The 21,904-nt window shown below is 71.0% G+C and carries 14 protein-coding genes and 1 pseudogene; 12 read left to right on the top strand and 3 right to left on the bottom strand.

Features of this window, described 5'->3' with window-relative positions:
- Window positions 1-7: 7 nt before the first annotated feature.
- The 5 genes and pseudogenes from Vau01_RS10010 (at window position 8) to Vau01_RS09990 (ending at window position 8,538) form a co-directional block, all read left to right on the top strand.
- On the top strand, window positions 8-3,985 hold the full coding sequence (locus Vau01_RS10010) for a ThuA domain-containing protein (RefSeq protein WP_203989657.1): 3,978 nt from the start codon (window positions 8-10) through the stop codon (window positions 3,983-3,985).
- Window positions 3,982-5,793: pseudogene (locus Vau01_RS63325) on the top strand (OmpL47-type beta-barrel domain-containing protein); the annotation flags it as partial. The gene Vau01_RS10010 and the pseudogene Vau01_RS63325, both read left to right, overlap by 4 nt.
- Window positions 5,794-6,108: 315 nt before the next feature.
- On the top strand, window positions 6,109-7,095 hold the full coding sequence (locus Vau01_RS10000) for a hypothetical protein (protein WP_203989649.1): 987 nt from the start codon (window positions 6,109-6,111) through the stop codon (window positions 7,093-7,095).
- Window positions 7,096-7,457: 362 nt separating this feature from the next.
- The gene (locus Vau01_RS09995) at window positions 7,458-7,748 is read left to right on the top strand and encodes a DUF4287 domain-containing protein (RefSeq protein WP_203989640.1); all 291 of its coding nucleotides are present in this window, start codon (window positions 7,458-7,460) and stop codon (window positions 7,746-7,748) included.
- A 43-nt stretch (window positions 7,749-7,791) separates the two neighbouring features.
- Entirely contained in the window at window positions 7,792-8,538 is a 747-nt protein-coding gene (locus Vau01_RS09990; protein WP_203989638.1) for an SIR2 family NAD-dependent protein deacylase, read from the top strand.
- Window positions 8,539-8,544: 6 nt separating this feature from the next.
- Here Vau01_RS09990 and Vau01_RS09985 read toward each other — a convergent pair whose 3' ends face one another.
- Window positions 8,545-9,090: a DUF1707 SHOCT-like domain-containing protein gene (locus tag Vau01_RS09985; protein ID WP_203989630.1), complete on the bottom strand. Its 546-nt coding sequence runs from the start codon at window positions 9,088-9,090 to the stop codon at window positions 8,545-8,547.
- 13 nt (window positions 9,091-9,103) lie between these two features.
- Window positions 9,104-11,587, bottom strand: coding sequence for a glycogen/starch/alpha-glucan phosphorylase (locus tag Vau01_RS09980; protein WP_239151463.1), 2,484 nt, complete (start codon window positions 11,585-11,587; stop codon window positions 9,104-9,106).
- Window positions 11,588-11,678: 91 nt separating this feature from the next.
- On the opposite strand from Vau01_RS09980, the gene Vau01_RS09975 reads away from it, so the two are divergent.
- The 5 genes from Vau01_RS09975 to Vau01_RS09955 all read left to right on the top strand — a co-directional run bounded on the left by Vau01_RS09975 (window position 11,679) and on the right by Vau01_RS09955 (window position 18,868).
- Window positions 11,679-12,992, top strand: a complete 1,314-nt coding sequence (locus tag Vau01_RS09975; RefSeq protein ID WP_203989626.1) for a DprA-like winged helix domain-containing protein — start codon at window positions 11,679-11,681, stop codon at window positions 12,990-12,992.
- Window positions 12,989-15,526 (top strand): DUF6493 family protein, encoded by a 2,538-nt coding sequence (locus tag Vau01_RS09970; protein ID WP_239151462.1) that lies wholly within the window; start codon window positions 12,989-12,991, stop codon window positions 15,524-15,526. The genes Vau01_RS09975 and Vau01_RS09970 overlap by 4 nt, the downstream gene beginning before the upstream one ends.
- A 66-nt stretch (window positions 15,527-15,592) precedes the next feature.
- Window positions 15,593-16,501, top strand: coding sequence for a dienelactone hydrolase family protein (locus Vau01_RS09965; protein ID WP_203989622.1), 909 nt, complete (start codon window positions 15,593-15,595; stop codon window positions 16,499-16,501).
- A gap of 43 nt (window positions 16,502-16,544) precedes the next feature.
- Window positions 16,545-18,704 carry a carbon starvation CstA family protein gene (locus tag Vau01_RS09960; RefSeq protein ID WP_203989620.1) on the top strand — a complete coding sequence of 720 codons (2,160 nt, stop codon included), beginning with the start codon at window positions 16,545-16,547 and terminating at the stop codon, window positions 18,702-18,704.
- Window positions 18,701-18,868: a CstA-like transporter-associated (seleno)protein gene (locus Vau01_RS09955; RefSeq protein ID WP_203989618.1), complete on the top strand. Its 168-nt coding sequence runs from the start codon at window positions 18,701-18,703 to the stop codon at window positions 18,866-18,868. Before Vau01_RS09960 ends, Vau01_RS09955 begins: the two co-directional genes overlap by 4 nt.
- On the opposite strand, the gene Vau01_RS09950 is transcribed toward Vau01_RS09955, so the two are convergent.
- Window positions 18,865-19,773 (bottom strand): type II CAAX endopeptidase family protein, encoded by a 909-nt coding sequence (locus tag Vau01_RS09950; protein WP_203989610.1) that lies wholly within the window; start codon window positions 19,771-19,773, stop codon window positions 18,865-18,867. The two genes, Vau01_RS09955 and Vau01_RS09950, sit on opposite strands and share 4 nt — an antisense overlap.
- A gap of 133 nt (window positions 19,774-19,906) precedes the next feature.
- Here Vau01_RS09950 and Vau01_RS09945 point away from each other — a divergent pair, with 133 nt between their 5' ends.
- Entirely contained in the window at window positions 19,907-21,208 is a 1,302-nt protein-coding gene (locus tag Vau01_RS09945) for a sensor histidine kinase (protein WP_203989608.1), read from the top strand.
- Window positions 21,199-21,870 carry a response regulator transcription factor gene (locus Vau01_RS09940; protein ID WP_203989606.1) on the top strand — a complete coding sequence of 224 codons (672 nt, stop codon included), beginning with the start codon at window positions 21,199-21,201 and terminating at the stop codon, window positions 21,868-21,870. The genes Vau01_RS09945 and Vau01_RS09940 overlap by 10 nt, the downstream gene beginning before the upstream one ends.
- Window positions 21,871-21,904 lie beyond the last annotated feature (34 nt).

Here is a 21,904-nt window from a genome sequence, read left to right as displayed (position 1 = left end):
GCCAGGCATGGAGCGAACGCTTCCCCCGCTATCCGGCTTCCGGCGCAGGAGGTGGCGGCCCGTGCTGGCCGCCGCGACCGTGCTGGCCGTGACCGTGGGCCTGCCGCTGGCACCCGTGTCCGCCGCGCCCACACCGGTGCGCGAGCCCGCCGGCGCCGCCGACACCGCCGTACAGGTGCTGGTCTTCCACGGCCCGGCCGGTGAGCAGCAGGACCCGGTGCTCAAGGCCGCCGACGAGATCACCGAGGTCGGCGAGGCCAACGGCGTCACGGTGACGGTCTCCGAGGACCCGGCCGTGTTCAGCCCGGCCAACCTCGCGAACTACCGCGGCGTGGTGTTCCTGTCCTCGGCCGGCGCGGTGCTGACCGGCGATCAGGAGACCGCGCTGCAGAACTACATCAAGGCCGGCAACGGGTTCCTCGGCGTCGCCGACGCGGCGAAGGCGCAGCCGGAGTCGACCTGGTTCACCAGTCTCATCGGCACCCGTCCCGTCGGTGCGATCCGTGCGGCCCTGCCGGTGTCCGCGGTGACCGCCAGCGCGGAGAACCCGCCGAACGAGACCAAAGAGAAGCTCATCGACAACAACTCCGGGACGAAGTGGCTGACGTTCGCCACCACCGGATGGGCCGCGTTCCGACTCACCACGCCGGCCGCGGTGAACGGCTACGCGCTCACGTCGGCCAACGACTTCCCGGGCCGCGACCCGCGCGACTGGACGCTGCAGGGCTCCCAGAACGGCACCGACTGGGTCGACGTCGACCGCCGCACGGGCCAGACGTTCGCCGAGCGCTTCCAGACCCGCGTGTTCGACGTCGCCAACACCACGACGTACGCGCACTACCGGCTCAACGTCACCGCGAACTCCGGCGAGCCGATCATCCAGCTCGCCGACCTGCGGCTGTTCGCGGGCAGCGCGGAACCGCCGCCGCCACCGGCCGTGCAGCAGAGCGTCGTCGACATCCTCGACCGGCAGCACCCGGCCACCGCCGAGCTTCCGCTCAAGGTGACCCGCTCCGACCGTTGGTACAACTGGGATCCGAACCCGATCGGCACCGTGCACACGGTCGCCCAGGTCGAGGAGTGGAAGCACAACCCGGGTCAGGGCGGCAACGGCGCGTTCCACCCGGTGTCGTGGTGCCGTGACTTCGAGGGCGGCCGGTCCTTCTACACCGGCATGGGCCACACCGTCGGCAGCTACGACGAGGCCGCGTTCCGCACGCACCTCGCCGGCGCGCTGCGCTGGACCACCGGCATCGAGCGCGGTGACTGCCAGGCGACGATCGCGTCGAACTACAAGGTCGAGCGGCTGACCGCGGCCAACCAGACCGGGCAGCTCGACCAGATCGGCGAGCCGCACGGCATGACCGTCGCCCAGGACAACGCGATCTTCTACGTCGGCAAGGCGGCCTGCCCGAGCGGGGCGATCGTCGACTGGAACGACCCGAACGTCGGCCTCGGCTGCGGCACGATCCACCGCTACGACCCGGCGACGAAGACCACGAAGCTGCTGACCACGTTGGCGGTCATGGGCAACCGGGGCAGCGGCGGGGAACTGGTGAAGAACGAGGAGGGTCTGCTCGGCGTCGTCACCGACCCCAACTTCACGACGAACAACTGGATCTACGTCTACTGGATGCCGCACGCGTCGATCGACCGCACGACGCGCGTCGGCCAGCGGACGATCTCCCGGTTCACCTACGACAAGGTGAACAACACGATCGACCAGTCGACCCGCAAGGATCTGCTCCAGTTCCCGGTGCAGATCCACAGCTGCTGCCACGCCGGTGGCGGCATGACGTTCGACAACAACGGCAACCTGTACGTCGGTTCCGGCGACAACAACTCGTCCGAGGGGTCGAGCGGCTACTCCGGCAACAACTGGACGGCCGAGTTCGCGGGCATCAGCTTCCAGGACGCCCGTCGCACGTCCGGCAACACCAACGACCTCGCCGGCAAGATCATCCGGATCCACCCGGAGACCGACGGCACCTACACGATCCCGTCGGGCAACCTGTTCCCGCCCGGCACGGCGAAGACCCGCCCCGAGATCTACGTGATGGGCGTGCGCAACATCGCCCGCCTGCAGTGGGACCCGGTGCACAACTGGCTCACCGCCGGTTGGGTGGGCCCCGACGCCGCGGCGCCGAACCCCGAACTGGGACCGGCGAAGTACGAGACGGCGACGGTGATCACGGAGGCCGGCAACCACGGCTGGCCGTACTGCATGGGCAACAAGCAGCCGTACCGCGACCGCAGCAACACCGACGCGACGGTGCTCACCGGGTGGTACGACTGCGACAACCCGAAGAACAACTCGCCGCGCAACACCGGCCTGGTCGACCTGCCGCCGGTGAAGAACAACATGATCTGGTACTCGCCCGACGGCGGCGGCCCGGTCTTCCCGAACCGTCCCGGCAGCAACATCCCGACGTACAACGCGGCCGACGCCACCTACACGCAGCCGTACCTGCGCGGCGGCGGCCAGGCCGTGATGTCCGGCCCGACGTACCTCCGCTCGAAGGTGAACACCAACAGCGGCGTCGCGTGGCCGGCGTACTGGGACAACAAGTGGTTCATCGGTGACGAGTCCAACTCCACCAACCGCGTCGCGGTCACCATCGATCCGAGCGGTGTGGCGACGGCGGCGCCGCCGGTGTTCGCCGAGTCGCTGCGGGCCATCATCCCGGCCGGCGGCAGTTCGACGACGGTGCAGAGCTGGATGGACGCGAAGTTCGGCAACGACGGCGCGCTCTACCTGCTCGACTACGGCGGCGGTTTCTTCACCCTGCACTCGAACCAGAAGATGGTCCGGGTGACCTACCAGGGTGGACCGGCGACGCCGGCGCCGGCGGCGCTCGCGGTGGCCGTCCAGAACAAGCCGTTGACGTACGCGTTCAACGGTTCGCGCTCCGGCGGCATCAAGTGGGAGTGGAGCTTCGGGGACGGTGCCACGTCGACGGAGGCGAACCCGCGGCACACCTACGCCCGCGTGGGCACGTACACGGCGCGGCTGACCGTCACGTACGCCGACGGTGAGGTCGCCGAGGTCAGCACGACGGTGACCGTCGGCTGCCAGGTGCCCGACCGCGGTGCCACCGTGACCATCGGCGACACCGACACCGGCGTGGCCAACCGTGCCGTGGGCGGCGGCTGCACCGTCGACGACCTGATCGACGACGACAGCACGTGGGCCGACCACGACAGCTTCGTGCGGCACGTCACCGCGGTGGCCGACCGGCTGCAGCGCGACGGTTTCCTCAACGGGCGCGAGAGCGGCGCGTTGACCCGCGCGGCGGCGGCGTCGCCGATCGGCCGCACCGGGCACACCGGGTACGAGGCGATCTTCGACGGCACACCCGAGTCGTTGACCGGCTGGGTGCAGGCGCCGTCCGGATCGTTCAAGCTGCAACCCGACGGATCGCTGCTGTCACAGGGCGGGCTGGGCATGCTCTGGTACGCCGCCAAGGAGTACGCCAACTTCTCCCTGAAGGTGCAGTTCCGCGACGTCTCGGTGGATCCGACCCGTGCCAACAGCGGCGCGTTCGTCCGGTTCCCGGATCCGCGCATTCCGCTCGACCAGCGGCCCGCGGGCAGTTGCGGCACCATCGGTTCGGCGCGAACGTCGCAGGCCTGGGTGGCCATCTACTGTGGACACGAGATCCAGATGTACGACGGTGAGACCGGTGAGCCGCAGAAGACCGGGTCGGTCTACAACTTCGACCCCGTCCTCACGCTGCCGCAGGCCGGTGCCACGCCGAAGGGCGTGTGGAGCGACTACGAGATCCGCGTGGTCGGCCAGCACTACACGATGACCCGCAACGGCGTCGTCATCAACGAGTTCGACAACACGCCCGGCAAGCAGTCTTCGCGGGCCGGCGATCCGCCGACCGATCTCCGCCAGTTCCTCAGCGGGTTCATCGGGCTGCAGAACCACGGCAGCAACGACCTCATGGAACTGCGCAACGTCAGAGTGAGGACCCTGTGAATCTGCACCGCCGATGGCTGGCGTTAGCCGGCGTCGTTGTAGCACTCGTACCGGTTCTGGTCTCCCCGGCGTCGGCTTCGTCGACGCCGCGGAGCCGGCCCGTCGTCCAGTTGGCGCAGACGTTGACGTGGACGACGGACAACGAGATCACCCGGTACAAGACCGCGCCGACGACGGCGGTCGCCGGTGAGACGACGATCGTCTTCGAGAACAGCGAGGCGACCGGCAACACCACCGGCATGCCGCACACGCTCACGTTCGACACGTCGACGGAGGGCTACAACCACGACGTCAACCTCAACATCCTGGCCAACCCGTTCGACGCCAACAACGGCCGGCACACCGCCACCGTCACCCTGACACCGGGCCGGTACCGGTACTTCTGCTCGATCCCCGGCCACAGCTCGATGGTCGGCGAGTTCACGGTGGCCGGTGGCCCGGTCGACACCACGCCGCCGACGGTTTCCGGTTCGGTGTCCGGTACCCGCGACACCGCCGGCAACTACGTGGGATCGGCGACGGTCACCGTCGGCGCGTCCGACGCCGGCGGTTCCGGGGTGGCGTCGGTGGAGTACCAGCTCGACGATACGAGTTTCGTGCCGTACACCCAGCCGGTCGTGGTGACGGCGATCGGCGACCACTCGGTGCAGTACCGGGCCACCGACGTCGCCGGCAACGTGTCGGCTGTCGGCTCCGTGCAGTTCCGCGTCGTCGAACCCGACGACGAGGACACCACGCCGCCGACGGTGAACGCGGCCGTCAGCGGGAACCGGGACGCGCAGGGCCGGTATGTCGGCAGCGCGACGGTGACCGTCACCGCGACCGACGACGACTCCGGCGTCGCCCGGATCGAAACGTCGGTCGACGGTGGTGCGTTCACCGTGTACACCGCGCCGGTCGTGGTGAGTTCGGCGGGTGCGCACATGGTGCACTACCGGGCCGTCGACAACGCCGGCAACCAGTCGCCGGAGGGCATGGTGGGCTTCACGGTCGTGGCCGCCGACACCACGCCGCCGACCGTCAGCGGTTCGGTGTCGGGCACCCGCGACGTCAATGGCAACTACGTCGGGTCGGCGTTCGTGACGGTGACCGCGTCCGACACCGGGTCGGGTGTGGCGATCGTGGAGTATTCGCTCGACGGTGGCGCGTTCACCAGGTACCCCGCGCCGATCGTGGTGAGTACGGCCGGCGCGCACACGGTGCGGTTCCGGGCCACCGACAACGCCGGCAACACCTCGCCCGAGGGCTCGGTGAGCTTCACGGTGGTGACCGGTGACACCGCACCGCCGACGGTTTCCGGTTCGGTGACGGGGGACCGCGACGCCAACGGCAACTACCTCGACTCGGCGACGGTCACGGTGACCGCGTCCGACGCCGAGTCGGGTGTGGCGACCGTGCAGTACGCGGTCGACGGTGGTTCGTTCACGACGTACACCGTGCCGGTCGTGGTGAGTTCGCTCGGCGCGCACACGGTGTCGTTCCGTGCCACCGACAACGCCGGCAACACCTCGCTCGTGGGTCTCGTGAACTTCACGGTCGTGCGGCGGCCGGTGCCGGACACCACGGCGCCGACGACGTCCGCGACGGTCAGCGGGAACCGCGACGGTAACGGCAGCTACATCGGCTCGGCGACCGTCACGGTCACCGCCACCGACGCGCAGTCCGGGGTGCGGAGCATCGAGTACGCGCTCGACGCCGGGCCGTACATCGCCTACAGCGGACCGGTCAGCGTCACCACGACCGGGCCGCACGCGGTGAAGTACCGGGCCACCGACAACGCGGGGAACGTCGCGGCCGAGCAGACCGTCACGTTCACCGTCGTGGCGCCCGGGTCGGACGCGTGCCCCAACTCCGACACCCGCCCCACCGTCGTCATCGACGGCGTCGACACCGGCGTCGCCAACGTCGACACCGGAAACGGCTGCACCATCAACGATTTGATCGCCGAGAACGCGGAGTACCCCGACCACGCCACGTTCGTGCGGCACGTCCAGTCGGTCACCGCGCCGTTGGTGACCAACGGCGTCATCACCCGCCGCGACCAGGGGGCCATCGTCCGGGCCGCCGCCGCGTCGACCATCGGATCCCGCAGCTTCCACGCCTTCGCCTAATAGGAGACCCTGATGCCGAGCAAAACCGTCGCCAGGCTCGCGGCGCTGACCGCGGTCGTCACCGCGTCCGTCGTGGGCGCGAGCGCACCGGCCGCGCGGGCCGATCTCATCACCTACTGCATCGGGACGGGCGGTGCGGTGACCGTGCCGAACGACCTGTACGTGCCGGCGGGCGAGTCCTGCTCGCTCGAGGGAACCACCATCACCGGCAACGTCCAGGTGGCCGCCGGCGCCAACCTGGTTGTCAACAACGGCACCATCAGCGGCGAGATCCGGGTGGCCGCTGACGGCTACCTCGACGCGTCGGGCACCAGCGTCGGTGGGCAGATCGTGTTGAACGCGGGCGGCTTCGGCGTCTACCTGAAGAACGGCAGCAGCGGCACGGTGACGCTGCGGCCCAAGGGGACGACCACCATCGAGGGCTTCCTGTTCGTGGAAAACTCGACGATCACCGGCAACGTCGCGGTGAACGTCGGTGAGGCCCGCCTCGACCGCAACACCCAGGTGACCGGCAACGTCAACAGCTCCGGCGCGTACTACACCGACGTCCACGATTCCTTTGTGGACGGTGCGCTGTCGGTGCTGAACAACGCGACCGGCAGCGTCGTGTGCGGCAGCGCGGTGCGGGGCAAGGCGACGTTCGCCGGCAACCTCGGCGGCGTCCAGCTCGGCCCGAACGGCTCGCTCGACGGCTGCGCGTCCGGCGGCTACTGGGGCAAGGATGTGGTGATCTCGAACACCACCGGCGGGGTGTCGCTCGACGACAACATCATCAACGGCCAGTTGCAGCTGAGCGCCAACAACCCGGCGGCGCAGGTGGCGGCGAACAACCGCATCCGCGGCGGCGTCGTCGGCGAGCAGGCAGCGGCGGCGGCCGCGGCGCGCTCGGCCGGTGGCAAGGCGGCTGCCGACCGTCCCGAAACCGCTCCTGGCAAGGCGGCGGCCCGCAAGTCGGCGGCGGAGTCCGAGGCCGACGCGGCCGGCCCGGCGAAGCTGTAGAAGCATTCCACCCCCCCGGCGGCCACGGTGGCAGGCCGCCGGGGGAACACCGGCGACGGGTGGCGCGCCGCCGGACAGCGGCCGGCCGGAGGGTGTCCGGCCGCCCGCTCCACCGTTCTTGGACCGTCAGACACGTCATGGCATTCGGTGCGGCGCGAGCGGCCGCTGCTGTTACGAGTTCAGTTTTCGTCGATCTTGCAGTTGTGGTGCCTATCAAAACGGGGCAGTTCCGTCGTTATCTGGCACCACAACGGCAAGATCGACACCGAGGCAGAAGTCCAGGATTGCTCGGAAGTGTTTGTCGATTTGCGGGTCGGCCGTTCGCTGTCTTCCGTGAAGGCACTTTGCGGAAGGGGACAGTGATGTCGTTTCAGGCGTATCTGGACACGATCGAGGACAAGACCGGGAGGACGCCGCGTGCGCTCCTCGCGGAGGCGGCCGAGCGCGGGTTGACCGGGCCGACCGTGAAGGCCGGCGCCGTGGCCGAGTGGCTGAAGGAGGACTACGGGCTCGGACGGGGGCACGCGATGGCGCTGTACCACGTCATCAAGAATGGGCCGACGATCAGCACCAAGCATGTGGGTGCGGCCGGCGCGCACCGGGACGATTCTGACACGCTGTGGTTGGACGGCAAGGCGACCAGGCCGAAATAATCGCCTCGCCCGCCGACCGGGTCGCTGCCTACCATCGGCGACCATGAACAGCTACGCGTGGGCGGCAGGTGTGTCGCGGGTGGCGGTGCTCACCGGCGCCGGCGTGTCCACCGACTCCGGCATCCCCGACTACCGCGGGCCGTTTGGTGTCTGGACGCGCGACCCGTCGCTCGCCAACGCGTTCACCTACAAGAATTTCATGGCCGACGCGGCGGTGCGGGAGCGGTTCTGGCAGGCGTACGTCGGGCACGCCGCGTGGCGGGCCGAGCCGAACGGCGCGCACCGCGCGATCGCGGGGCTGGAGGGGGCCGGGGTGGCCGTCCGCGTGCTGACGCAGAACGTCGACGGGCTGCACCAGAAGGCCGGTTCCAGCCCGCGCAAGGTGCTCGAACTGCACGGCACCATGCACGAGGTGGTGTGCACCGGGTGCGGCGCCCGCACGCCCAGCCGGGCGACGCTGGCCCGCGTCGAGGCGGGCGAGCGTGATCCGCGTTGTGTCGATTGTGGACGGATCCTGAAGCTCGCCGTCGTCATGTTCGGCGAGCACCTCGACGCGAACGTGGCGGGCCACGCCCAGCGGATCGCCGCGCACAGCGGGCTGCTGGTCGCGGTCGGCACGTCGTTGCAGGTGGAGCCGGTGGCGTCGTTGTGCGCGGTGGCGGTCAACGCGGGGAACCGGTTGGTGATCGTCAACCGTGACCCGACGCCGTACGACGCCATCGCCGACGAGGTGATCCGCGAGCCGATCGGCGAGGCGCTGCCGCGCATCGCGTCCCTTCTCGGGGTGTAGCGCGGTTCAGCGCGACGCCCGCAGCAGTGCCACGATCTCCCCGGCCCGGTCGGTGGTGAACCGGTACTCGATGCGTCCCGACCGGTCGGGGTGGAACGGCGCGACGGCCGCGACCACCCGCAACCGCCCCGTCCGGTCGACGGAGACGTCGAGTGCGGCGTCCCATCGGGCGTCGGCGAACGCGAGGTCGACCCGTTTGGCCCCGGCGGCCCACACCACCAACCGTTGCCGGCTCACCCCGACCGCGCCGCGCACCGGCACCGTGCGGCGGAACACGCGTTGGCCCGGTGCCCGGTAACGGCGGAAGATCATCACGCCGGGCAGGTCCTCGGCGAGGACCTGAAGTCCTTCCGCCAGCAGGCCGTCGCGCAGGTCGGCGACGAGGAAGCCCGGGCCGGTGGACGGGAGCCCGGCGAACAGCGCCACCAGTTCCGCCCGGTGCACGGCCGCCGCCGCGGCGACCGCCCGGCTCTCGTACTCGGCCGGTTCGAGCCGCCCGGCGGCGAAGTGCCGGCCCAGCGCGGAGATGACGGCGTCCCGCTCGGCGTCCACCCCGCCACGATAACTACTCCTCCGGCACCCGCACGGGCTCGACGTTCCAGATGCCGCGGCAGTAGTCGCGCACCGTGCGGTCGGACGAGAAGAAGCCGCTGCGCGCGGTGTTGCGGATCGACATGCTCGTCCACCGCTCGCGATCCTGCCAGGCCCGCTCGACCGTGTCCTGACAGTCCACATAGGACCGGTAGTCACCGAGGCACAGGTACTCGTCCCAGCCGAGCACCGAGTCGACGACGGACGCGAACGCGTCCCGGTCACCGGATGAGAAGACGCCGCCGGAGATCGCGTCGAGCACGGCGCGCAACTCGGGGTCCTGGTCGTAGAACGACCGGGCCGAGTAGCCCGAGCGACGGGCGCTCATCGCCTGCTCGGCGTTGTAGCCGAACAGGAAGAAGTTGTCGGCGCCGACGCGGTCGCGGATCTCGATGTTCGCGCCGTCGAGCGTGCCGATGGTGACCGCGCCGTTGAGCGCGAGCTTCATGTTGCCGGTGCCCGACGCCTCCTTGCCGGCGAGCGAGATCTGCTCCGACAGGTCGGCCGACGGGACGATCAGCTCGGCCCGGGTGACGTTGTAGTCGGGCAGGAACACCACCCGCAGCGCGCCCGCCACCCGCGGGTCGTTGTTGACCGTGTCGGCGACCGCGTTGACCAGTTTCATGACGAGTTTCGCCGCGCGGTACCCGGGTGCCGCCTTGCCGGCGAAGACCACCGTGCGCGGCACGACGGTGGCGGCCGGGTCGTCGCGGAGCCGGTTGTACAACGTGACGACGTGCAGCACCTTGAGCAGCTGCCGCTTGTACTCGTGGAACCGCTTGATCATGACGTCGCACATGGCCTGCGGGTCGAGGACCACGCCGGTGGTGCGCGCCGCGTACGCCGCGAGATCGACTTTGTTGAGCCGCTTGACGTCGCGCCAGCGTTCGCGCATCGCGTTGTCGTCGGCGAAGGCCTCCAGGCCGGCCAGCTGGTCGAGGTCGGTGAGCCAGCCGTCGCCGCCGAGGTGCGCGCTGATCAGCGACGACAGGCGCGGATTGGCCAGCCGCACGAACCGCCGCGGCGTCACCCCGTTGGTGACGTTGTGGAACTTCTCCGGCCAGAGGCTGGCGAAGTCGCGCAGCGTGGTCTCGGCGAGCAGCCTGGAGTGCAGTTCGGCGACGCCGTTGACGGCGTGGCTGCCCACCACGGCCAGGTTCGCCATCCGGACCCGGCGTTCCGGCTCCTCCTGGATCAGCGACAGGTCACGCATCAGGCGGAGGTCACCCGGGTGGCGCATGTCCAGATCGCGCAGGAAGACGTGGTTGATGAGATAGATGATCTCCATGTGACGCGGGAGCAGCCGCTCCATCAGCGCGACCGGCCACGTCTCCAGGGCCTCGGGGAGCAACGTGTGGCAGGTGTAGGCGAACGTGCGTTGCGTGATCGACCAGGCGCGGTCCCAGTCGACCTGGTGTTCGTCGACGAGCAGCCGCATCAGTTCGGGGATCGCGAGCACCGGGTGGGTGTCGTTGAGCTGGATCACGACCTTGTCGGGGAACGCGTCCCAGTCGCGGTTGCGGAACTGGAACCGCCGGATGATGTCCCGCAACGAGCACGACACGAGGAAGTACTGCTGCTTGAGGCGCAGTTCGCGGCCGAGTTCGGTGCTGTCGTCGGGGTAGAGAACCTTGCTGATGCTCTCCGACAGCGCGATGTGCTGCACCGCCTCGCCGTACTGGCCGGCGCCGAACCGGGCCAGGTCGAACGACTGCCGGCTGGCCCGGGCCCGCCACAGCCGCACGATGTTCACCGTCTGCGTGCCGTAGCCGGGCACCAGCATGTGGCTCGGCTCGCCGCGCACGGTCTCGCTGGGGATCCAGCGGCGCGGGCCGGCCATCGAGTCGCCGTTGGCCGACTCGGTCTTGCCGTAGAAGCCGACGACGTGCTGGTCGTCGGGCGCCGCGAACTCCCACGGGTTGCCGTAGAACGTCCAGTCGTCGGGCCGTTCGACCTGCTCGCCGTTCTGGAACGTCTGCTTGAAGATGCCGTAGTCGTAGCGGATCCCGTAGCCGACGGCGGGAATGTCCAGGGTGGCCATCGAGTCGAGCAGGCACGCGGCGAGCCGACCCAGGCCGCCGTTGCCGAGGCCGGGCTCGACGTCGAGCGTCGCCAGCGTCTCCATCGACAGGCCGCGGGCCTCCGCGATCTCCCGGGTCCACTGCTCGGTTCCGGTGTAGAGGAGGTTCTGGTTGAGCTGGCGTCCGAGCATGTACTCCGCGGAGAGGTAGTACACGAAGCGCGGGTTGGTCTCATAGTGCGCCGCGACGGTGCGGGCATATCTGTCGACCAGTCGGTCGCGCAGAGTGACCGCCAGGGTGTGGTACGCGTCGCCGGCGCTGGCCGACTCGATCGTGGTGCCGCGCTGGAAGTACAGGTTGCTCAGGAGGTTCTGCTCGAAGTCCTCGACGGTCGTGCCGACGCGGCGGATGTTGGGGCCGGGTTTGATCTCTGGCACGAATGCCAGACTATCCGCCTCCGTGTCCGGTCGCGCGCCTTCGCCGTGAACCCGACGGGTGTTGTCGTACCCCTCCGGTAACTTTCCGGACATGCAGACACTCCGCTATCTTGGCCCGTCCGTTCTGGACATGGGTGGGTTGGCGCTGCAGACGTCCGGTGGCCCGGCGCTCAATCCGCGGTTCTTCTCGGGGTTCCTCACCACCCCGCGCGCGGCGGCCGCTGGGCTGCTCGCGGTCGCCGAGGTCGCCCGCACCCGCTACTTCCAGCCGGTCGCGCCGGCCAGCCTCGATCCGGTCGTCACCGGAAGCAGCGACCGGTTGCGGTTCGAGTCGTTCTCCGGCTGCTGCGGCGTGTACGCGCGGCTCGACGTCCTGCCCCCGGGGCTCGACGGCGAGATTCTCGATCACGGCACCACGAACGTCGACGTGAACCCGCCGCTGCGCGAGGCGCTGGCCCGCGTCGCCGGTCTCGATCCGTTGCATCTCGCCGTCGGGCCCGACGATCTCACGGTGTCCACGATGGACGGTGCGGTCGTCGAGAAGAAGGTGCCGCTGCCGGCGCGCTGGCTGCGCGGGTTCGCCGAGGTGCACGTGCTCGCCGCCGGTTTCGAGCCGCTTGCCGAATTGTCGGCGGCCGACGCCACCGCGTTCCTGCGCCGGTTGCCGGGCGGCAATGATCGTTCGGTGCTCTGGGCGGTGCCGTCGGGGCGCACGTTGCGGCTCACGTCGCGGCCCGCGCCGGGTGCGGTCTGCCTGGCCGGCGCCGGGCGCCTGGCCGCGTTGCGCGGCGCGCTCCGCTTCGCCACCGGCCTTCGGGTGTACGGTCCGCGCGTCGGCGCCGGGTCGGCGCCGGTGGCCAGTACCTGGCAATTGGACGCCCGTGAGCTGCGCCTGTCGGTGACGCTCTCGCCCGAGCCGTACCGCGGCTTCTCCGGCGAGGGTGCGGTGCTCGCCGCGCTGGCGTCCGATGATGTCGCCGACGATGCCGCGCTCGTCGGCGCGCTGCTGTCGTGGGATCCGACGATCGACGTCGACGCGCTGGCCGCCGACGCCGGCATCGACGCCGGTCGGGTGCGGGCGGCATTGACGCATCTCGGTACCGCCGGCCGGGTCGGCTACGACGTCGCCGACGGCGCCTACTTCCACCGTTCCCTGCCGTACGACGCCGGCCGCGCCGAGCGCGACAACCCGCGGCTCACCGGTGCCCGGGCGCTGATCGAGGCCGGCGCGGTGTCCGCCGACGGCGACGGTGCGGCCACGATCCGGAGCGGTCCGGAGATCTACCGGGTGCGGCGGCGGCCCGACGGCGGGTACACCTGCACGTGCGCGTGGTGGGCCAAGCACCACGGGCAGCGCGGCCCGTGCAAGCACGCGCTCGCGGTCTCGATGACGGCGCCCCGATGAGCGAGGTCCGGACGCTCGTCGACAGGGGAGACGTCGGCGCCGTCGCCCGCGCGGTGGGCGGGCTCGACGACGCCGGCCGCAGGGCCGTGGCGGCCGGCCTGCCCGAACTCGTGCGGGGCAGGGACTTCTGGTCGTCACCCCACGCGACCGCGCTGGCCGTGGCAACCGTCGGCTGTGCGCCGTCGGCGGCGAAGGCGGCCGCGGTGCTGGTGCGACGTTCGGTCGTCCTCGACAGGTCGGCGGCGGGGCCGGTGATCGCGATGGCGCAGCAGCGGGGCGTCGGCTGGCTGGCCGACCTGGCATACCGGATCGCCGAGCGGCTGCGCCGCGACGGGTCGGTCCTGACCTTCGAGTTCCCGGCAGCGCTGCTGGTGCACGAGCAGGCGCCGCCGCCAACCGGCGACGCGTTCGTCCAGCTCTGGGCGGGTTACGTGCTCTGGCAGGGTGGGCCCGGCGGGCTCCGCCTGGTCGACCGGTTGCGTGCCGATCCGTTTCTCGACCCGTTGCTGCCGCGGGTCTTCGACGTCGACGGCCTCGGGATCGTGCTGGGGTCGCTCCAGATCTCCCCGGGTAACCGGCCCGCCTTCCCGGACGCGCTGGCCACGCTCGCCGCCGAGGGTCGGCTCGACCGGTTGGCGCTGCTCGGCGGCTGCCTCGGCCGGCTGCTGCGGGGCGACCGGCCGGCCGCGCTGCGGGTGTTCGTCGCGTTGCACGAGGCGCTCGCTCCGACGTCCGCCGAGATCGCCGGGCGCACCGGCGACTACCTCCGGTTGCTCGTCGACGCACCGGCGCCGGTGGCCGTCATGGCCCAGCGGGTGCTGCGTTCCGCGGCGCCCGACCTCGATGCCGTGCTCGATGCCGTGCTCGATGCCGTGCTCGACGCGTCGCGCGACGTGCTCGTCCGGCCGGAGAAGGCCCTCGTGCGCGCCCACCTGGGCTGGCTCGACACGCTCGCGAGGCAGCATCGGCACCGCGCCGTCGAGATCGCGAAGGTGATCGCGGTCGCCGCCGACCACCCCGCGGGCGACGTCCGCGACCGCGCGACCGCCCTGGCCACGAAGCACGGCCTCGGGCCGGCGCCGGTGGCCATCGCCGCACCCGTCGGCGACGACCTGCCGCCGCCCGCCCCCGCCCCGGCCCCACCACCGATCACCGACCCCGACGAACTGGCCGAGGAGATCGCCGCCCTGGTACCGGACCACGACGCCATTCCCGGCGCACCGGCGCTCGACCGGGTGCTCGACGGCCTGGTCCGGCTCGCCGGCACCGATCAGCCGGCCACGGCGCGGGCCCTGGCACCGGTGCTCGACCGCGTCGAGGGCCTGCTGGTCGAGCACCAGTGGGACCGCGGCTGCCTGCACGGGGCGCTCGGTGTCGCGCTGCACGCGGTCGTCGACGACGAGCCGCGGTGGGGGAAGTGGACCCGCCTGCTGAACGCGCTGCGGTCCGGCCGCCTGGCGAGCGCCTGGCCGGTGCCGACGATGCCCGCACCGCACGCGGTCCTGCTGAGCCGGCTCGCCGAGATCGGGAAGCGGGTCCGGTCCGACCCGCGTCCCGGGCTGCTGGCCACGCCGGTGTGGGCGAACGGCGCCGTCGACGCGTCGACGCTTCTCGACCGGCTCGCCGCGGCCGGCGGCCGGGAGCCGTGGCCGGCCGATCTCGTCCAGGCGCTGCTGCGGCTGCCCGCCGTCGTCGACGAGGAGGCGGCGGCCCGCGCCACGAAGTTGCGCACCCCGGCCGGCGACCGGCTCGCCGCCTGGCTCCGCGGCGGCGGGCTGCCCCGGCCGGAGTACCGCCTGGCCACGGTCTCCCGGTTCGACGGCGTCCAGCGGTGGGAGCCCGCCGCGGCGCCCGACGGGCGGGTGGTCGTCGAGGCGAGGCCGGCGGCCGGCACGAAGGATCTGCTCGGCCTGCTGACGGTGCGGGCCACCGCCGACGACCCGCACCCGGCCGCCCGGCTGTGGCCCGCGGTGCTGCCCGGTTACCGCGCGCTGGTCGCGGCCTGGGTCCAGCCGGGGGTCGCCGCGACGGCCGACGTCGGTCTCGCCGGTGCCGGTGCCGTGCTGCCGCTGGTGGCCGAGTGCACGGGCGAGGGCGGGACGGCCGTCGACGTCGCGCTGGCGTACGGGCTGGCCGCCCGGCACGAGCCCGATCGGGTGGCGGCACTCGACGGGGTGCTCGCGCTCGCCGCGTCCGGTCGGTTGGACCCCGTCGGGGTCGGCACGCACCTGGGGGAGTTCGCCCGGCACGGCAAGCTCACCGCGTCGCGTTGCGTGTCACCGCTGCGCGACGCCGCGGCGGTCGGTGCGCGACTGACGACGTGGCGCATCCTGGCCGCGGCCCTGCCACCGCTGCTGGCCGTGCCCAAACCCCCGGCCGGGACGCCCGACCTGCTGACGCTCGCCGCCGAGACGGCCGCCGCTACCGGCGTGGTGCTGCCGGTGCCCGGGTTGGCGGAGGTCGCGGCCCGGGGCGGGTCGAGCCGGCTGGTCACCGAGGCGAGGCGACTCGGCAGCTTGAAAGAGGCGACCTGAAGGAGGCGACCTGAAGGAGGCGACCTGAAGGAGGCGATCTAACGGCGGAAACGGTACGTTCTGGACATGACCGAGCATGCGGAATACCTGACCAGCGAGGTCGTCGTCGACTACGCCGACGGGCTCATCGACCGGCGGGAGGCGCTGCGGCGGTTGTCGCTGCTCGGCGTCGGTGCGGCGGTGGCGACGCCGATGCTCGCCGCCTGTGACTCCGAGAAGGAGTCCGGCGCGCCGGCACCGGCTCCCTCGACGTCACCGTCGGGATCCGCGCCGGCCGGGCCCGCTCCGCTGACGACCGAGGCGGTGACGTTCGCCGGGCCGGAGGGGCGGACGCTGCAGGGTGCCTGGGCGGCGGCGGCCGACCCGCGCGGCACCGTGCTGGTGATCCACGAGAACCGCGGGCTGACCGACCACATCCGGTCGGTGGCCGGCCGGTTCGCGGCGAGCGGCTACTCGGCGCTCGCGATCGACCTGCTCTCCGCGGAGGGCGGCACCGCGAAGTTCACCGATCCGGCGCAGGCCACCGCCGCGTTGAACGCCGCCCCGCCGGCCCGGTTCATGGCCGACCTGAAGGCCGGCGTCGGCGAGTTGCAGCGGCGGGTCGCCGGAAAGAAGACCGCGGCGATCGGGTTCTGCTTCGGCGGCGGCATGGTGTGGTCGCTGCTCGCGTCGGGGGAGCCGCGACTGGCGGCCGCCGCGCCGTTCTACGGGCCGTTCCCGTCCGGCGGCGATCTTGCCGGGTCGAAGGGCGCGGCCGTGCTCGGCGTGTACGCGGGCCTCGACGACCGGGTCAACGCGACCCGGGACACGGCGCGGGCGGCGTTGGAGAAGGCGGGCAACCCGCACGAGATCGTGACCTACGACGGCGCCAACCACGCGTTCTTCAACGACACCGGCCAGCGCTACGACGCCACGGCCGCCGCAGCCGTCTACCAGAAGGTACTCGACTGGTTCGGTCGGTATAGCGCAGTATGAGGTTCCGTCGATCTTTCTGCTGTTCACCCCCGAGGAGCAGGTTATGAGTGTCGATACGCCAACGCGCAAACTTCCCCCAACGCGCACCATCGCCATCTGGACCGTCGTCGCGATCGTCGGCGCGATCGCCTGGGCCGTGCTCGCCCTCGTCCGAGGCGAGAACGTCTCCGCAATCTGGCTGGTGATCGCCGCGATCTGTTCGTACGCGATCGCCTACCGCTTCTACGCCCGCTTCATCGCCTACAAGGTGCTGGGCGTCGACCGGAACCGGGCCACTCCCGCCGAGCGGCTCGAGAACGGCATCGACTTCCACCCCACCGACCGCCGGGTGCTGCTCGGGCACCACTTCGCCGCGATCGCCGGCGCCGGTCCGCTGGTCGGGCCCGTGCTCGCCGCGCAGATGGGTTACCTGCCCGGCACCATGTGGATCATCATCGGCGTCATCTTCGCCGGTGCGGTGCAGGACATGGTGGTCATGTTCTTCTCGATGCGCCGCAACGGGAAGAGCCTGGGCCAGATGGCCCGCGACGAGATCGGACCGATCGGCGGCGTCGCCGCGCTCGTCTCGGTGTTCATCATCATGATCATTCTGCTCGGCGTGCTCGCGCTGGTGGTGGTCAACGCGCTGGCCAACTCGCCGTGGGGCACGTTCTCGATCGCGATGACCATCCCGATCGCCCTGTTCATGGGCGTCTACATGCGGTACCTGCGGCCCGGCCAGGTCGTCGAGACCACGCTGATCGGCGTCGCGCTGCTGGTGCTGGCGATCGTCGCCGGCGGCTGGGTGCAGGAGTCGAGCTGGGCCGACGCGTTCACACTGACGCCGAAGACGCTGGTGATCTGCCTGGCGATCTACGGCTTCCTCGCGTCGGTGCTGCCGGTCTGGCTGCTGCTCGCACCGCGCGACTACCTGTCGACGTTCATGAAGGTCGGCACCATCGCCCTGCTCGCCATCGGCGTGCTGGTCACCGCGCCGGAGCTGAAGAACGAGGCGATCACCGACTTCGCGCGGAACGGCACCGGTCCGGTGTTCGCCGGCGAGCTGTTCCCGTTCGTGTTCATCACGATCGCGTGCGGCGCCCTCTCCGGCTTCCACGCGCTGATCTCGTCCGGCACCACGCCGAAGATGATCGAGAAGGAGCCGCAGATCCGGCTGATCGGCTACGGCGGCATGCTCATGGAGTCGTTCGTCGCCGTCATGGCGATCATCGCCGCGTCGCTGCTCGACCCGGGCCTGTACTACGCGATGAACGCACCGGCCGGCGTGGTCGGGTCCACGTTCGAGTCGGCGGCGACCGCCGTCACCAACCTGGGCTTCACGATCACGCCGCAGGACCTGGCGGCGGCGTCGGCGGCGGTCAGTGAACCGACGCTGGTGGCCCGCACGGGTGGCGCGCCGACGCTGGCGGTCGGCATCTCGGAGATCTTCTCCGGGGTGATCGGCGGCGACGACGCCAAGGCGTTCTGGTACCACTTCGCGATCATGTTCGAGGCGCTGTTCATCCTGACGACCGTCGACGCGGGCACCCGGGTCGGCCGGTTCATGCTGCAGGACACGCTCGGCAACGTGTGGAAGCCGATCGGACGGGTCAGCTGGTGGCCGGGCGTGTGGGCGACCAGCGCCGTGGTCGTCGGTGCGTGGGGCTACTTCCTGTACACCGGCGTCAGCAACCCGCTGGGCGGCATCAACCAGCTGTTCCCGCTGTTCGGCATCGCCAACCAGTTGCTGGCGGCGGTGGCGCTCATGGTGGCGACGGTGTTGATCGTGAAATCCGGAAAGGTCAAATACGCCTGGGTGACGGGGCTCCCGCTGGCCTGGGACGCCGCGGTGACCCTGACGGCCAGCTACCAGAAGGTCTTCTCCGACGACCCGCGCCTCGGGTTCTTCGCCCAGCGCGACCGCTACGCCGACGCGCTCGACGCCGGCAAGATCCTCGCACCGGCGAAGACCACCGACCAGATGGAGGCGATCATCTTCAACTCCACGTTGGACGGCATCCTGGCGGCATTGTTCGCGCTGCTCATCATCATCGTGCTGGCCGACGGGCTGCGGATGTGCGTCAAGGCGGCGCGCGCCCGCGAGCCGCTGCCGACGACGGAGGCGCCGTTCGAGAAGTCCACGCTGGTCGCACCGGACGGCCTGATCCCGACGGCCGAGGAGCGCCAACTGGTCAAGGCCGGCGCCGCCCGGGAGGAGACATGACGACGATCCTCTCGAAGACCTGGTGGTACGTGAAGGCGGTGATGGGCGAGGACGCGTACGACCTGTACCTGGCCCACCGCCACCGCCAGCACACCGGCAAACCCGTCCTCACGAGACGCGAATTCGAGCAGGCGAAGACGAAACCCAACGTCCGCTGCTGCTAACCCCTCATCCCCGCCGATCTTGCAGTTGTGGTGTCAGGGTCGCCCGTCTTCGACCCGTTTTGTGAGGCACCATCACTGCAAGATCGGCGGCGGTAGCCCAGGCGGCCCCGGGTGGTGGCCAGGAGGATCAGGGCGCAGGCGCCGGAGCCGATCGCCAGGGCGTGCAACGAGTCGCTGAACGCGTCGAGGTTCGGGAACAGCTCCGGCCAGACGAGCGAGAACAGCGTGTTGATGTTGGCGTGGAACAGCATCACCACCGGCAGGCTCTCGCCGGTGCGGTTGAACAACCACGTCATCACGATGCTGAGCAGTACGGCCGAGCCGACGAACTCGACCGCCATCCACCAGTTGACGTCGGGCCAGCCGGCCCACTCACTGAAGAACAACGGCAGGTGCCAGAGCCCCCACAGGGGTCCGAGGATCAGCGACCCGAGCAACGGCCCGAACCGGTCCTGCAACCGGGGTTGGGCGAAGTCGCGCCAGCCCGGCTCCTCCGAGACGCCGGTCGTCAGGAACTGCAGCACCAGCACCACGGGGACGGCCAGCAGCGTACCGAGGGACGGGGCCGACACCGAGGTGGACAGCGGCAGCGTCGACAACACACCCACCACCGGAACCGACAGCAGCACCAACCCGTACCAGCGCACCGGGACCCGCCACCGCACCAACCGGGCCGCCCAGCGGCGCAGCCCCGGGCGGCCGTCGACCACGGCGGTGACGACGAACGCCGCCGTGATGGGGCCGAGGTACGCGCCCGGCAGCAGACCGAGGGTCTGCGAACTGCCGAGCACCTCGGGGAAGCGGATCGGCAGCACGTCGAGCCCGGTCTCGGACAGGATGTACGGCAGCCACGCCAGCCAGGTCAGGCCGAACGCCAGCGAGAAGTATGCGACCAGTGATTTCACGGCGGGAAGCAGACCATCGCGACCGCCGCCGGGGCACTACGCGTGGTCACCGCGTCCGGGTATACCCAGGCATACCCGGAAGGTAGCCGTGAACGGATGGAACCGCCGCCGGCCGACGGGCTAGCGTCGCCGCATGCCCGTCTCCGCGTTGGCGTCCGTCCGGCAGCGGCGGTTCCCCCTCACCGCCTGGCCGTGGCGGTCGGCCGGCTACCTCGTCACGACCGTACCGGTCGCGATGGGTGTCGGGATTCCGTTGCTGATCCTGGGTTTCCCGTGGGCGCTGCTGCTGCGGCGACTGTCCACAGGAGACGCCGGTCCGCTCGACTCGTTGCTCCTGCTGCTCGTCGGGGCCGGTCTGGTCGCGGGGCTCGGTCCGCTCGTGGCGGCACCGGTCGCGGTGGTCGAGCGGTTGCGGCTGCGGCTGGTCGACGACCGTCCGCTCGCGCCGGGCCGCGTCGTCTTTTCCGGTGACGCCGTGCGCCGGTTACGGCACCGCCTCGGTGGACGGGTCGGCTGGCGGGAGTTCGCCTACGCCGTCGTCCTCGTCACCGCCGTCCCGGTGCTGTACGGCGCACTGGCCGTCACCCTGATGCTGATCCTCGTGTGCGCGGGCGCACCCGCCCTCGTCAGCGACGGACCGATCTCGCTCGGCGTCGTCACGATCACCACCGCCCGGCAGGCGATCCCGTTCTCGGTGGCGGGAACCGGCGCGCTGTTCGCGGTCCCGTATCTTCTCGCCCTGGTGGCGGGCGCGCACGGCGCGGCCGCGCGGGCCCTGCTCACGACGGCACCCGACGCGGCGCTGCGGGCGGAACTGGTGGAGGTGTCGCGGTCGCGGGCCCGGCTGGTGGACGCGTTCGAGGCCGAGCGCCGCCGCATCGAACGCGACCTGCACGACGGGGCGCAGCAGAAACTCGTCGGGCTGACCCTCCAGTTGGGGCTGGCGCGGCTCGACCTGCCGCCCGCCACGCCCGCCGCGTCGGCGGTGGCGACCGCGCATGACCAGGCCAAGCAGTTGATGGCCGAGCTGCGCGAACTGATCCACGGGATCCGGCCGCAGGTGCTCACCGAACTCGGACTGCCGGCGGCGCTGCGCGAACTGGCCCGTGGGGCACCGGTTCCGGTGACGGTGCGGGCCGAGCTGCCGCGGCGACCGCCCGGTCACGTGGAGGCGACGGGCTACTTCGTCGTCGCCGAGGCGTTGACCAACGTGGCCAAGCACGGCGGGGCCACGTGCGCGACCGTCACCGCCCACCTCGACAACGCAACCCTCGTCGTCGAGGTGGCCGACGACGGCCGTGGCGGCGCCGACCCGTCGGGCGGCTCGGGGTTGACGGGACTCGCCGACCGGGTCGCCGTCATGGATGGGCGGATGCTGTTGTCGAGCCCGGCCGGCGGGCCGACCATCCTCCGGGTGGAGCTGCCATGTCCGTGAGTGTCGTCCTCGCCGAAGACGGGGTGCTGCTCCGCGAAGGACTGTCGGGACTGCTGGAACGGTTCGGGTTCCACGTGGTCGCGTCCGTCGGCGACGGTCCGTCCCTTGTGGACACCGTCCGGGCCGTGCGCCCCGATCTAGTCGTCACCGACATCCGCATGCCACCCGACTTCACCGACGAGGGCCTGCGCGCGGCGGTGCTGCTGCGCAAGGAGAACCCCGACCTCGCCGTGGTCGCGCTGAGCCAGTACGTGCAGCACGGCTACGCGACCGCGCTGCTGACCTCCGGCGTCGGCCGGGGGGTCGGCCGCGGGGTCGGCTACCTCCTCAAGGACCGGGTGGTCGACGTCGAGGAGTTCGTGTCGGCGCTGCGGCGGGTGGTCGACGGCGGGACCGTCATCGATCCGGACGTGGTACGCGGGCTGCTCGGCAACCCCGTCGGCCGGCTCTCGGCGCGCGAACGCGAGGTGCTGGCGCTGGTGGCGGAGGGGCACTCGAACGCGTCGATCGCGCGGATCCTCGTGGTGTCGGAGGCCGCGATCGGCAAGCACGTCGGCAACATCCTCGCCAAACTGGACCTGCCGCCGACCGACGACGCGAACCGGCGCGTGCTCGCCGTCCTCACCTACCTGCGTGACCGCTGGCCGGACCTGCGGCCGTGACCACCGCGCCGGCGCGCGGCACCGTCCATAATCA

It is taken from the genome of Virgisporangium aurantiacum, assembly GCF_016863635.1.
Classification (GTDB): domain Bacteria; phylum Actinomycetota; class Actinomycetes; order Mycobacteriales; family Micromonosporaceae; genus Virgisporangium; species Virgisporangium aurantiacum.
This window is presented reverse-complemented; position numbering and strand designations above follow the sequence as displayed.